Consider the following 12,263-nt stretch of genomic DNA (forward strand, 5'->3'; position numbering starts at 1 on the left):
CTAAATTAAGCCATGAGGATCGTTCGGGACGTGAACGCCCGCGCTCCTCGCGGCTCCCTCCGGGAAAGGGACATACGCAGCCATGCGCAGAATCCGAGCCGCGGCCGCCGGTGCGGTCACCATCTCCCTGCTGACCGCCGCGACCGCCTGCGGAGGCGGCTCGTCGAACGGCGGCGGGTCGAACGACTCGCCCAAGACGCTGACGTACTGGGCGTCCAACCAGGGCGCGAGCATCGCCGTCGACAAGAAGGTGCTCGCCCCCGAACTCGCCAAGTTCGAGAAGCAGACCGGCATCAAGGTCAAGCTGGAGGTGGTTCCCTGGTCCGACCTGCTGAACCGCATCCTCACCGCGACCACGTCCGGTCAGGGCCCCGACGTGCTCAACATCGGCAACACCTGGAGCGCCTCGCTCCAGGCGACCGGTGCGCTGCTGCCGTGGGACGCGAAGAACTTCGACAGGATCGGCGGCAGGGACCGCTTCGTCGACTCCGCGATGGGGTCGACCGGCGCGGAGGGCAAGGACCCCGCCGCGGTGCCGCTGTACTCGATGGCCTACGCGCTCTACTACAACAAGCAGATGTTCGCCGACGCCGGGATCGACGGCCCGCCGGCCACCTGGGACGAACTGGTCGCGGACGGCAAGAAGCTCTCCAAGGGCGGCACGTGGGCGATCGGCGCCGAGGGCGCCAACGTGTCGGAGAACGTCCACCACGCGTTCGTCTTCGCCAAGCAGCACGACGCGGAGTTCTTCAAGCCCGACGGCACCGCCGACTTCACCGGCGACGGCGTGGTGGCCGCGGTCAAGCAGTACGTCGACCTGATGGCGAAGGACAAGATCATCGCCCCGGGCAACGCCGAGTACGCCCAGAACCAGTCGGTCAGCGACTTCGCCAAGGGCAAGAACGCGATGCTGCTGTGGCAGTCCGCGGCGGCCAACCTGAAGTCGCAGGGCATGGACCCCGACTCGTACGGCATCGCACCGGTGCCGGTGCAGTCCGGCACCCCGGGCACCGGCGCCAACACCAACTCCATGGTCGCCGGCATCAACCTCGCGGTGTTCAAGAACACCAAGAACCTCGACGGCTCCACCAAGTTCGTGAAGTTCCTGACGAGTGACGCCGAGCAGAAGATCCTCAACACCGCGTACAGCTCGATCCCGCCGGTCAAGTCGGCCCAGGACGTCGCGCCGTTCACCGACCCGGCGAACGCGGTCCTCAAGGACACCCTGGCCACGAGCGCGGCGGCCCTTCCGCAGGTCGCGGACGAGTCCCAGTTCGAGACCGCGGTCGGCACGGCGGTCAAGGAGCTGTTCGCCGACGCCGCCGCCGGCCGCGCGGTCACGACCGCGTCGGTGAAGGCCAAGCTCGAGAAGGCCCAGCAGCAGATGCCGAAGAAGTGAGTGCGGGAACCTCGATGACCACCACGACCGCCCCCTCCGCCGGTCCCGGCGAGCGGTCGGTGCGCACGGACTCCCCCGGTGCGGCGCGCGGCCCGCGCCGCACCGGGCGGATCAAGCGCATCGGGCTGCCGTACCTGCTGCTCCTGCCGGCCCTGTTCCTCGAACTCCTGGTCCATCTGGTGCCGATGGTGATCGGCATCGTGATGAGCTTCAAGGAGCTCACCCAGTTCTACATCCGCGACTGGGGCACCGCGCCCTGGTCCGGCTTCGACAACTACTCGGTGTCGGTGGACTTCGACGCCCCGGTCGGCCGGGCGCTGCTGCACTCGTTCCTCGTCACCGTCGTCTTCACCCTGCTCTCGGTCGGTCTGTGCTGGCTCGTCGGCACGGCCGCCGCGGTCTTCATGCAGGACGCCTTCCGCGGGCGCGGCGTCCTGCGGGCGCTGTTCCTGGTGCCGTACGCGCTGCCCGTGTACGCGGCCGTCATCACCTGGGTCTTCATGTTCCAGCACGACAACGGCCTGGTGAACCACGTGCTGCACGACCAGTTGCACCTCACCGACCAGCCGTCCTTCTGGCTGATCGGCGACAACAGCTTCTACGCCCTGCTCACCGTGTCGGTCTGGAAGGGCTGGCCGTTCGCCTTCCTGATCGTCATGGCGGGCCTGCAGAACATCCCGGGCGAGCTGTACGAGGCCGCGGCGCTGGACGGCGCCGGCCTGTGGCAGCAGATGCGCCGCATCACGCTGCCCTCGCTGCGGCCGGTCAACCAGGTCCTCGTCCTGGTCCTGTTCCTGTGGACCTTCAACGACTTCAACACGCCGTTCGTCCTGTTCGGCAAGACGGCCCCGGAGGCGGCGGACCTGATCTCGGTCCACATCTACCAGGCGTCCTTCGTCACCTGGAACTTCGGCACCGGCTCGGCGATGTCCGTCCTGCTGCTGCTGTTCCTGCTCGTCGTCACGGGCGTCTACCTGCTGCTGACCTCCCGGGGAAGGAAGACCTCCGATGTCTAGCACCTCCTCCGCACCCCGCCGTTCCCCGATGGCTCCGCCGCGGTCCTTCCAGTGGTCCCGGGGGATCTTCCTGACGCTGCTCACCGGGTTCGTCCTGGTGCCCGTGTACGTCATGGTCTCCAGCTCCCTGAAGCCGCTCGCGGACGTCACGGGCAAGTTCCGCTGGCTGCCCAGCGGTCTGACCGTCCGGCCGTACATCGACATCTGGTCGACGGTGCCGCTGGCGCGCTACTTCGTGAACTCGCTGATCGTCGCGGGCGCGGCCACGGCCTGCTCGGTCGTCATCGCCGTCTTCTCCGCGTACGCCGTCAGCCGCTACGACTTCCGCGGCAAGCGCGTCTTCACGGTCACCGTGCTGTCCACGCAGATGTTCCCCGGCATCCTGTTCCTGCTGCCGCTGTTCCTGATCTACGTCAACATCGGCAACGCCACCGGCATCGCCCTGTTCGGCTCGCGCGGCGGTCTGATCCTCACCTATCTGACCTTCTCGCTGCCGTTCTCCATCTGGATGCTGATCGGGTACTTCGACTCGGTGCCGCGCGACCTCGACGAGGCGGCGCTGGTGGACGGCTGCGGACCGCTCGGGGCGCTGTTCCGGGTGGTCGTGCCGGCCGCGATCCCCGGCATCGTCGCCGTCGCCGTCTACGCCTTCATGACCGCCTGGGGCGAGGTGCTGTTCGCGTCGGTGATGACCAACGACGCCACCCGCACGCTCGCCGTCGGGCTCCAGGGCTACTCCACGCTCAACGACGTGTACTGGAACCAGATCATGGCCGCCTCACTGGTCGTCAGCGTCCCCGTGGTCGCCGGCTTCCTACTGCTCCAGCGCTATCTCGTCGCCGGACTGACGGCGGGAGCCGTCAAGTGACCTCCTCCATCGATGACGAAGGGACTTTCGTGACCATCGACCTTGCCGCCCTCCCCGAGGACTTCCTGTGGGGCACGGCCACGTCGGCCTACCAGATCGAGGGCGCCGTCAGCGAGGACGGCCGCTCCCCCTCGATCTGGGACACCTTCTCGCACACCCCCGGCACGATCGACAACGGCGACCACGGGGACACCGCGTGCGACCACTACCACCGCTGGCGCGAGGACATCGGCCTGATGCGCCGGCTCGGCACCAACGCCTACCGGCTGTCCGTGGCCTGGCCGCGCGTCGTGCCGGGGGGCGACGGACCGGTCAACGCCAAGGGACTGGCCTTCTACGACGAGCTGATCGACGGGCTGCTGGAGGCGGGCATCACCCCCTCCGTCACCCTCTACCACTGGGACCTGCCGCAGGTGCTCCAGGACCGGGGCGGCTGGTCGGTCCGTGACACCGCGGAGCACTTCGCGGCGTACGCGGCCGTGGTCGCCGAGCGGCTCGGGGACCGCGTCAAGCACTGGACCACCCTCAACGAACCGCTGTGCTCCGCCTGGATCGGCCACCTGGAGGGCCGGATGGCGCCGGGCCTCACCGACCTCACGGCCGCGGTCCGCGCCTCCTACCACCTGCTCCTCGGCCACGGCCTCGCCACCCGGGCGATCCGCGCCGCCGTGCCGGGGGCGCGGATCGGCATCGTCAACAACCTGTCCGACATCCGGCCCGCGTCGGACCGGCCCGAGGACGTCGCGGCGGCCCTGCGGCTCGACGGGCACACCAACCGCTGGTGGCTCGACCCGGTGCACGGCCGCGGGTTCCCCGCCGACATGGTCGAGCTGTACGGCGTCGACCTGCCCGAGGTGGCGGGCGACCTGGAGACGATGGCCGCCCCGCTGGACTGGCTGGGCCTGAACTACTACTTCCCGTCCGTCGTCACCGACGACCCGGCCGAACCGGCCCCGCACGTCCGCGCGATCCACCGGCCCGGCGTCCCGCGCACCGCCATGGACTGGGAGGTGGAGGCCGCGGGCATCGAGCGCCTGCTGCTGCGCCTCACCCACGAGTACGGCGCCCGCAGGCTGTACATCACCGAGAACGGCTCCGCCTACCGGGACGTCGTCCGGCCGGACGGCACCGTCGACGACCCGGAGCGCACCGCCTACCTGGAGCAGCACCTGGCGGCCTGCGCCTCCGCGGTCCGCAAGGGCGTCCCGCTGGCCGGCTACTTCGCGTGGTCCCTGCTGGACAACTTCGAGTGGGCCTACGGGTACGACAAGCGATTCGGTCTGGTGCACGTCGACTACACGACGCAAAAGCGCACGATCAAGGGCAGCGGGCACCGCTACGCGGAGATCGTCCGCGAGCACCGCGCGCGGGGGCGCAGCGCGGCCTGACGGCCGGTACGACCCCGGGTGGCGCGGCTCGACCGGGAGCCGCGCCACCCGCATGTCCGGACAACGGTCCGGACGGGTGGGCGCCCGCCCGTCCGGACCGTTGTCGTCGCACGCGGAACCGCTGCCGCCGCCCGACCCGGGCGCCGACCGGGTCGGGCGGGAGCGTGTCAGCGGTTCGGCGCGCTCCGCGTCGCCCATCCTGGTGTTCTCCGAGGCGCTCCGGCCGGACGCCGGCACCGCGTCGAACGGCTTGCGGACCGATACGGTCCGCGAGGGGAACGTTCGTGCAGCTGCGAAAGGGGAAGGCCCAAGAGATGCAAGAGGCACGTGGTGAGTGGGCGGCGTCCGTCGCGAAGATCGTCGAGCGGCGTCGGGAGCCGGTGGTCGTGCAGACGCTCCGGTCGACGTTCGCGGCGACCCTCGCCTACGTGGTGGCCGTGCATCTCAGCCCCGAGCCCGCGCCGCTGACCGCCCCGCTGACGGCGCTGCTCGTCGTGCAGGTCACCCTGTACTCGACGATCACCACCGCCTTCCGCCGGGTGAACTCCGTGGTGGTGGGCGTGGTCATCGCCATCGGCTTCAGCAGTCTGGTCGGGCTGACCTGGTGGAGTCTCGGGCTGATCATCCTGGCCTCGCTGAGCGTGGGCCACCTGGTCCGGGTCAGCGAGTTCGTGCCCGAGGTGGCGATCAGCGCGATGCTGGTGCTCGGCGTCACCCGGGTCGGGGACACCGCGTGGGCCCGCGTGCTGGAGACCCTGATCGGCGCGGTGGTGGGCCTCGCCTGCAACCTCGTGCTGGCTCCCCCCGTGTGGGTGGGCGTGGCCGGGGAGTCGATCGAGGATCTGGCCCGCCGGATGCGGCAGTTGATGCTGCGGGTCGGCGAGGAGGCCGCCGGGCGCACCCCCTTCCGGGTGGCGGCAGAACGGCTGCACGAGGCGCGCCGCCTCGACCACGACATCGCCTCGGTGGACGCGGCGCTGCGGCAGGCCGAGGACAGTCTGAAACTGAACCCGCGCGTGCGCGAGGGCCTGCTGCACCGGGTCGTCCTGCGCACCGGCCTGGACACCCTGGAGATCTGCACGGTGGTGCTGCGGGTACTCGCCCGCAGTCTGACCGACCTGGCCAAGGAGCGGGAGCCGGAGCCCCTGTTCGATCCGCACGCGGGCGCCGTGCTGGAGGAACTGCTGTCCCAGATGGCCGACGCGATCGTCAGCTTCGCCGTCCTGGTGACCACGGACGTCAGCCGCAGCGCGGAGAGCGCCGAGGAACGGCTCAGCGCGGAACTGGTCACGGCGGCCGGCACCCGGGACAAGCTGGCCGGGCTCTTCCTCGACGAGGTCCGCCGGGACCCGCGCCAGTGGCAGCTGCACGGAGCGGTCCTCACGGAGGCCACCCGCATCATCGACGAACTCGACACCGAGCACCGCACGCGCCGGCTCCTGGAGGAGCTGGACCGCAGCGGGCGCGAGGCGCGCGAGAGGCGGCCGGGGCTCGCACGGCTGCGGCGCCGGCTGCGGCTGCCGTCGCGGCTGCGCCGGAGCAGGAACCGTTCGGCCGTCTCCGGTCGTTCCAGCTGAGAGGTTGCCTGCGAGGGGACGGGCCTCGCGCGGGGCGGGGGCCGCCGTGCGGGCGCCCGGTGACCGAGCGACACGACGAGGGGCGGGCGGATGACCGGGGACACGGTACGGATCGACGGGAACGCGCTGCTGTTGCCGGGTGGGGTGCAGGTGCGGTTCATCCGCACGCTGCGGCTGCCCGAGACGGGGACGCACGCGCTGCCGCCGGGGCTCGGGGAGTTCCCGGTCCGGCGGGTCGAGGACCACGCGGACCGGGTGCCCGCCCAGTGGCGGGCGCGCGGCGGAGTGATGCTGCCGGTGTACCTGCGCGAGGCGATGTGGCTCTCCTTCGCGGGTTCGACGGAACCGGCCGCGCTCCAGGTGGGCGTGGGCAAGGTGTGTGCCGTCTCCGGCCGCCCGTGGAGTTCCCGGCCCGCGCACGACCCGCAGAACTACGTGGTCCTGCCGCGGCAGCCCTGGCTCGACGGGATCAACTCCGGGAAGGGCACGGTCCGCCAGTTCGTGGCGGTCCCGCTGGGTCTCGGGGCGACGGTCGAGGGCCAGGTGACCGGCGAGGAGGTGTGGGGCGGCGTGCAGCTCCAGTCGTTCCCGCTGAACGACCGGGAGCTGGCCGCGTGGCGGGAGGAGCAACGCAGGGCGCGGCGGGCGCGCCGGATGCCGGCGCCATTCAGTGGCCACGGCGGCCCGTGCCTGCCGATGGCCGCGCCGCCCGCCGCGGGGGCCGCCCCCGCGGCGGCGGGCGCGCCGCGGGCGCGCAGCGCGCCGGCGATGGGCCTGGGCGTCGGCGGTGCGCTGCGCCAGGAGGTGTACGCGGACGACCGGCCCGTCGGGGCGTGGTCCGGCACGCCCGCGGGGCGGGTGTTCGTCCACCTCGTGACGCCTCCGCAGTGGCGCCGGATCACCGGCGAGGCCCCGCCGCCGTCCCCGGTGGACCGCGCGGCGTACACCCGGGCGGGCCTGCCCTGGTTCGACTACTACGACGATGCCGCCGCGGATCTCGCGCCGGCCGAGGAACTGGGCGCGGTCGAGCCGGTCGGCGACTGGCTGGGGGACGACCACGAGCCCTGGCAGCAGCCGGCGCCCCACCAGGTGAGGCCGCTGGGGGACCCGCCGGGCAAGCCGGTCGGGGACGGCGACTGGTGACCGGCGGCCGGCGTCGCGCCGGACGCGTCGCGGCCGGGCTTTCTTGCAAGCGCGGGGCGCCGCGCGCCAAGGTGGTCGCCACGGATCGAGGCGACCGACCCCGGGAGGCGCGGGAATGAGCAGTGGTGCGGAGCCGGCCCGGCGGCGCGGCGGCTGGAGCCGGCGCCGTTTCGTCGGTGCGCTGGCGGGGACGGCCGCGATCACGGCGGTCCCGGCACCGGCGCGTCCCGGGGCGGGCGGCGGAGCCGGACCGGCGGCGGAGCGGCCCCCGGCCGCGGCACGGTCGGAACCACCGGCGCGGCGCTCCGGTCCCCGGCCGCTGTACCTGGGCACCTACACCTCGGGGGACGGCGCGGGGAAGGGCATCGGACTGGCCACGTACGACCCGGACTCGGGTGCCGTGACCGGGGCCGGTGTGCTGACGGGTGTCGCGAACCCCTCGTTCCTCGCGGCGCATCCGGACGGGCGCACGCTGTACGCGGTCGACGAGCAGGACGCGGGAGCGGTGACCGCCGTCCGCCTGCCGGACCACCAGGTGCTCGGCTCGCGGCCGACCGGCGGGGCGGGCCCCTGCCATCTGTCCGTGCACCCGGACGGCCGCTGGCTGCTCAGCGCGAACTACGGTTCGGGGAGCGTGGCGGTGCATCCGCTGGACGCCGCCGGCGCGATCGGCGAGCGCACCGATCTCGTCACGCACTCCGCTCCGCCGCCGGGCCCGGGACAACGGGGCCCGCACGCCCACCAGTTCGTCAGCAGCCCGGACGGCGGGCATCTGCTCGCGGTCGACCTGGGCACCGACACCGTCCACACCTACCGGCTCGACACCTCCCGCGGCACGCTCGCCGAGGTGTCCCGCGCCGCCGCGGAGCCGGGCGCGGGGCCGCGGCACCTCACCTTCCATCCCGGCGGCCGGTACGCCTACCTCGCCGACGAGGTCGCGGACACGGCGGCCGTCTGCGCCTACGACCCGGCGGACGGCCGCCTCACGATCGGCCCGCCGCAGTCCACCGGCACCGGGAGCGGCAGGAACTACCCGGCGCAGTTCCTGGTCACGGCGAACGGGGCGTACGCGTTCCTCGCCAACCGGGGCCACAACAGCCTCACGCGGTACGCCGTCGAGGCGGACGGGGCCCGGCTGCGGCTGCTGGACACCGTGCCGGTGGGGGGCGACTTCCCGCGCCACATCGCGTTCTCCCCGGACGGACGGCTGCTGTTCGCGGCGAACCAGCGGTCGGGCACGGTCACGGTCTTCGCGGTGGACGACTCCGACGGCGGGCTGCGGCGGGTGGGTGATCCGTTCTCCTCACCCGTCGCGGTCTGTGCGCTGCCGCTGTAGGGCGCGGGGACGGCCGGCGGAGGCGGCCCGGGCGAGCAGGACGTGCATGCGCTCGGCGAGTTGGGACACGTCGCCCGCGGGCGCGTGGAAGGGCAGGCGCACGTCGCCGTGGCCGCGTGCCCGCTCCACGCGCAGGGTCAGGCCGTGCCGGTCGACGGCCAGCGGCCGGACGCGGACGGCGGCGTGCAGGCTGTCCCGCTCGACGAGCCGGGTGAGCCGCTCGACGGCGTCCGGGTGGGTGTCGGCGAGATGGGTGAGCAGGCGCGCCTCCGCGGCGGCCAGCGGGTCGGGCCGGGCCGCCGCGAGGGCGTCGAGTCCGACCACGACCGTCCCGCAAGGGCGGCGGAGCACCGCGCGGGCCGGCCGCAGGCGGAGCCGCCCGTCCTCGGGAACGAACCGTCCCGCGATCCAGAGCCGGGCGCGGACCCGGTCGCGGACCGGGACGGGGGCGACGTCGGCGAACTCCAGGACGGCGGTCGGCTCGCCCCGCGGCGCGCAGACGGCGGCTGCGGCCAGCGCGCTGTCATCGGGCGGGCTCAGCAGCACCCGGCCGTCGGCGTCGACGGCGTGCGCGCCGACGAGTTCCTCCCGGCCCCCGTGCGCGGTGACCGCGCAGGACCAGGCGGTGGCGAGCACGGAGCGGGCGTGCTCCGCCGCGGCGGGCGCGGCCGTCCGGGTGTGACGGTCAGCCATCGGCTTCCTCCTCATAAGGTAAGGCTTGCCTAACCTATCGGAGATCGAGGAAGGCGCCAACCACCCCGCGCGGCGACACCCGCCCGCGTCGGTGCCGCTCAGAACCCCGGAGCCGGAAGCGAGGCCGGCCACCACCCGGGGACGCCGGTCGGACAGCCGTGCGTGGGGCCGCTCCAGAAGAACGACAGGGCACACCAGCACAGGCCCAGCAGGGTCACCGCGAGCGCGACGCAGTGCGTCAGGGTGTGCCCGGCGAGGACGGCACCCACCACCACCCACGCCATCAGCAGCACGGCCGCCAGGGCGGGGACGAAGAAGTAGAGCAGGAAGGTTTCGTCGACCCGGTTGTGCGCGCCCGGGTCGCAGGCGTGCACGCCTCTGCCCAGCACCAGCGTGGTGAGCATCGAGAGCGCCACCCCCACCACCAGCCCGAGACATCCGTGCAGTCGTCGGTTCCCCATGCGTCGTCCCCAGGTCGTCGGCTCCGGCGGGCACCTCGGCCGCGCGGCTCGTCACGGTGTCACCTGCTCGGCGCGCCCCGAAGTAGGCCGGCCCGCGGGCCGCGACACGCCGACGGGGTCCACCCGGGCAGGGAAGACGGCCGGCAGAGGGCGCCGCTCAGGGCGCCACGGCGCCGAGCAACGCGCGGGCGCACAGGTCGCGCACCTGTGCGCGCGTCAGGTCCGCGCCGCGCAGCCACTCCAGGCAGACGGCGGTGGTGAAGGCCAGCCAGCCACGGACCGCGATCCTCAGCTCGGCGGGGTCCTGGGACTCCCCGCTCCGGCCGGGATCGGCGGCGAGCGCCGCGAGGATCTGCCGTTCCTGGGCGGCGAGCGCCCGCCGGTAGACGGCGCGCACGGCCCGGTCGCCGGCCGCGTCGGCGCGGTGGAAGGCCCGGAATCCGTGCGCGTGCTCCTCGACGTAGCCGAGGAACGTGTCCAGGCCGGCGGTGAGCTGCTCGCGTACCGGGACGCCGGGCACGGCGGCGGTCATCCGCAGCATCCGCTCGCTCTCCCGCTCGACGACGGCGGCGAAGAAGTCGCGCTTCGTGGGGAAGTAGTGGTAGAGCAGGCCGCGGGAGACTCCGGCGATCTCGGCGACCTGTTCGATCCACACGTCGTCGTAGGGGCTCTCCGAGAAGAGCCGGGCCCCGACCGCGAGGAGCTGCTCGCGGCGCTCCTCGGTGCTGAGCCGCCGCCGCGCCCGCTCCCCCTGCTTCCCGGCCATGGCCGCACTGTACTTGACGCGCATTCAGGAACGGGCCGACACTGGATCACGTTATTGAACCCGTGTACAACAGGGCTCGACCGGCCTCACGCACAAGGGAGATGGCGTCATGGCGGAGACGAGCGCAGCCGCACCGGCCGCACTGCCGAAGGGGTTCCGCAGCGCGGAACTGGGCTGGCCGGAGCTGCACCGCATCCCGCACCCGCCCTACCGCGTCCCCCTGCTGGGCGACGTGATCGGCGCCCACCCGCGCTCACCGCTCCAGGACTCGCTGACGCTCGGGCGGCGGCTGGGGCCGGTCTTCCGGCGCAAGGTGTTCGGCAACGAGATCGTCTTCGTCTGGGGCGCCGGACCGGCCGGCGAGCTGGCGGACGAGACGCGGTTCGCCAAACACGTGGGACTGGGGATCGCCAACCTCCGCCCGGTGGCCGGGGACGGACTGTTCACCGCCTACAACCACGAACCCAACTGGCAGCTGGCGCACGACGTGCTCGCCCCCGGATTCAGCCGCGAGGCGATGGCGGGCTACCACCCGATGATGCTGGACGTGACCGAGCGGCTCACCGACCGCTGGGACCGCGAACAGGCGGCGGGCCGCCCGGTGGACGTGCCCGGCGACATGACGAAGCTGACCCTGGAGACGATCGCGCGCACCGGCTTCGGCCACGACTTCTCCTCCTTCGAACGCTCCCGGCCGCACCCGTTCGTGACGGCGATGGTCGGCACGCTCACCCACGCCCAGCGGCGCAACATGGTCCCCGGGCCGCTGGCCCCGCTGCTGCTGCGCGGATCGGCCCGGCGCAACGCCGCCGACGCGGCCTACCTCCACCACACGGTCGACGCCGTGGTCGCCGCCCGCAGGTCGGGCGGCGGCGGCCGGGGGGACCTCCTCGACCGCATGCTGGACACCGCCCACCCCGAGACCGGGGAGCGGCTCACCGCGGAGAACATCCGCCGCCAGGTCATCACCTTCCTGATCGCCGGCCACGAGACCACTTCGGGCGCCCTGTCGTTCGCGCTGCACTACCTGGCCCGGAACCCGGAGATCGCCGCCCGCGCCCGCGCCGAGGTCGACCGGGTGTGGGGCGGCACCGAGCGGCCCGCCTACGACCAGGTGGCCCGGCTGCGTCTCGTCCGCCGCGTCCTCGACGAGTCGCTGCGACTGTGGCCGACGGCACCGGCGTTCGCCCGCGAGGCCCGGCACGACACCGTGCTGGGCGGGGTCCACCCGATGCGGCGGGGTGCCTGGGCGCTGGTGCTGACGGCGATGCTGCACCGGGACCCGGCGGTGTGGGGCGAGGACGCCGAGTCCTTCGACCCCGACCGCTTCGACCCCGCGGCGGTACGGGCCCGCCCCGCGCACGCCTTCAAGCCGTTCGGCACCGGAGCCCGGGCCTGCATCGGCCGCCAGTTCGCGCTGCACGAGGCCACCCTCGTCCTCGGACTGCTGCTGCGCCGCTACACGTTGGCACCCGAGCCCGGCTACCGGCTGCGGGTGGCCGAGCGCCTCACGCTGATGCCGGAGGGACTGCGCCTGCGCCTCGACCGCCGGACCCCGGGCGAAGGAGCGACGGCACCGGCCGCCGGGACCGCCCGGTGAGGGTGCCGCCCACCGC

11 protein-coding genes are annotated in these 12,263 nt (G+C 73.1%); 8 read left to right on the forward strand and 3 right to left on the reverse strand.

The window, feature by feature from the left end; all coding sequences use genetic code 11:
* Window positions 1–82: 82 nt before the first annotated feature.
* The 7 genes from ACGFS9_RS11250 (at window position 83) to ACGFS9_RS11280 (ending at window position 8,727) form a co-directional block, all read left to right on the forward strand.
* Window positions 83–1,399, forward strand: a complete 1,317-nt coding sequence (locus tag ACGFS9_RS11250) for an ABC transporter substrate-binding protein (protein WP_393252271.1) — start codon at window positions 83–85, stop codon at window positions 1,397–1,399.
* Between the two features lie 14 nt (window positions 1,400–1,413).
* Window positions 1,414–2,415, forward strand: coding sequence for a carbohydrate ABC transporter permease (locus tag ACGFS9_RS11255; protein WP_393252272.1), 1,002 nt, complete (start codon window positions 1,414–1,416; stop codon window positions 2,413–2,415).
* 28 nt (window positions 2,416–2,443) lie between these two features.
* Entirely contained in the window at window positions 2,444–3,283 is an 840-nt protein-coding gene (locus ACGFS9_RS11260) for a carbohydrate ABC transporter permease (protein ID WP_393252620.1), read from the forward strand.
* Between the two features lie 29 nt (window positions 3,284–3,312).
* A complete protein-coding gene (locus tag ACGFS9_RS11265) occupies window positions 3,313–4,671 on the forward strand; it encodes a GH1 family beta-glucosidase (RefSeq protein WP_393252274.1) in 1,359 nt (452 codons plus the stop codon).
* A gap of 314 nt (window positions 4,672–4,985) precedes the next feature.
* Window positions 4,986–6,248, forward strand: a complete 1,263-nt coding sequence (locus tag ACGFS9_RS11270; RefSeq protein WP_393252275.1) for an aromatic acid exporter family protein — start codon at window positions 4,986–4,988, stop codon at window positions 6,246–6,248.
* A 90-nt stretch (window positions 6,249–6,338) separates the two neighbouring features.
* A complete protein-coding gene (locus tag ACGFS9_RS11275; RefSeq protein ID WP_393252276.1) occupies window positions 6,339–7,391 on the forward strand; it encodes a hypothetical protein in 1,053 nt (350 codons plus the stop codon).
* A 115-nt stretch (window positions 7,392–7,506) separates the two neighbouring features.
* The gene (locus ACGFS9_RS11280; RefSeq protein ID WP_393252278.1) at window positions 7,507–8,727 is read left to right on the forward strand and encodes a lactonase family protein; all 1,221 of its coding nucleotides are present in this window, start codon (window positions 7,507–7,509) and stop codon (window positions 8,725–8,727) included.
* Here ACGFS9_RS11280 and ACGFS9_RS11285 read toward each other — a convergent pair.
* The 3 genes from ACGFS9_RS11285 to ACGFS9_RS11295 form a co-directional block, all read right to left on the reverse strand.
* Window positions 8,695–9,420 carry a DUF2470 domain-containing protein gene (locus ACGFS9_RS11285; protein ID WP_393252279.1) on the reverse strand — a complete coding sequence of 242 codons (726 nt, stop codon included), beginning with the start codon at window positions 9,418–9,420 and terminating at the stop codon, window positions 8,695–8,697. The genes ACGFS9_RS11280 and ACGFS9_RS11285 overlap by 33 nt on opposite strands.
* A 98-nt stretch (window positions 9,421–9,518) precedes the next feature.
* Entirely contained in the window at window positions 9,519–9,881 is a 363-nt protein-coding gene (locus ACGFS9_RS11290) for a hypothetical protein (RefSeq protein ID WP_393252281.1), read from the reverse strand.
* Window positions 9,882–10,038: 157 nt separating this feature from the next.
* Complete coding sequence (locus ACGFS9_RS11295; RefSeq protein WP_393252283.1) at window positions 10,039–10,647, reverse strand: TetR/AcrR family transcriptional regulator; 609 nt, start codon at window positions 10,645–10,647, stop codon at window positions 10,039–10,041.
* 109 nt (window positions 10,648–10,756) lie between these two features.
* Between ACGFS9_RS11295 and ACGFS9_RS11300 the strand changes: the two genes are divergently transcribed.
* Window positions 10,757–12,247 carry a cytochrome P450 gene (locus tag ACGFS9_RS11300; RefSeq protein WP_393252284.1) on the forward strand — a complete coding sequence of 497 codons (1,491 nt, stop codon included), beginning with the start codon at window positions 10,757–10,759 and terminating at the stop codon, window positions 12,245–12,247.
* Window positions 12,248–12,263 lie beyond the last annotated feature (16 nt).

Source organism: Streptomyces sp. NPDC048566 (assembly GCF_043199735.1).
Taxonomy (GTDB): Bacteria; Actinomycetota; Actinomycetes; order Streptomycetales; family Streptomycetaceae; genus Streptomyces.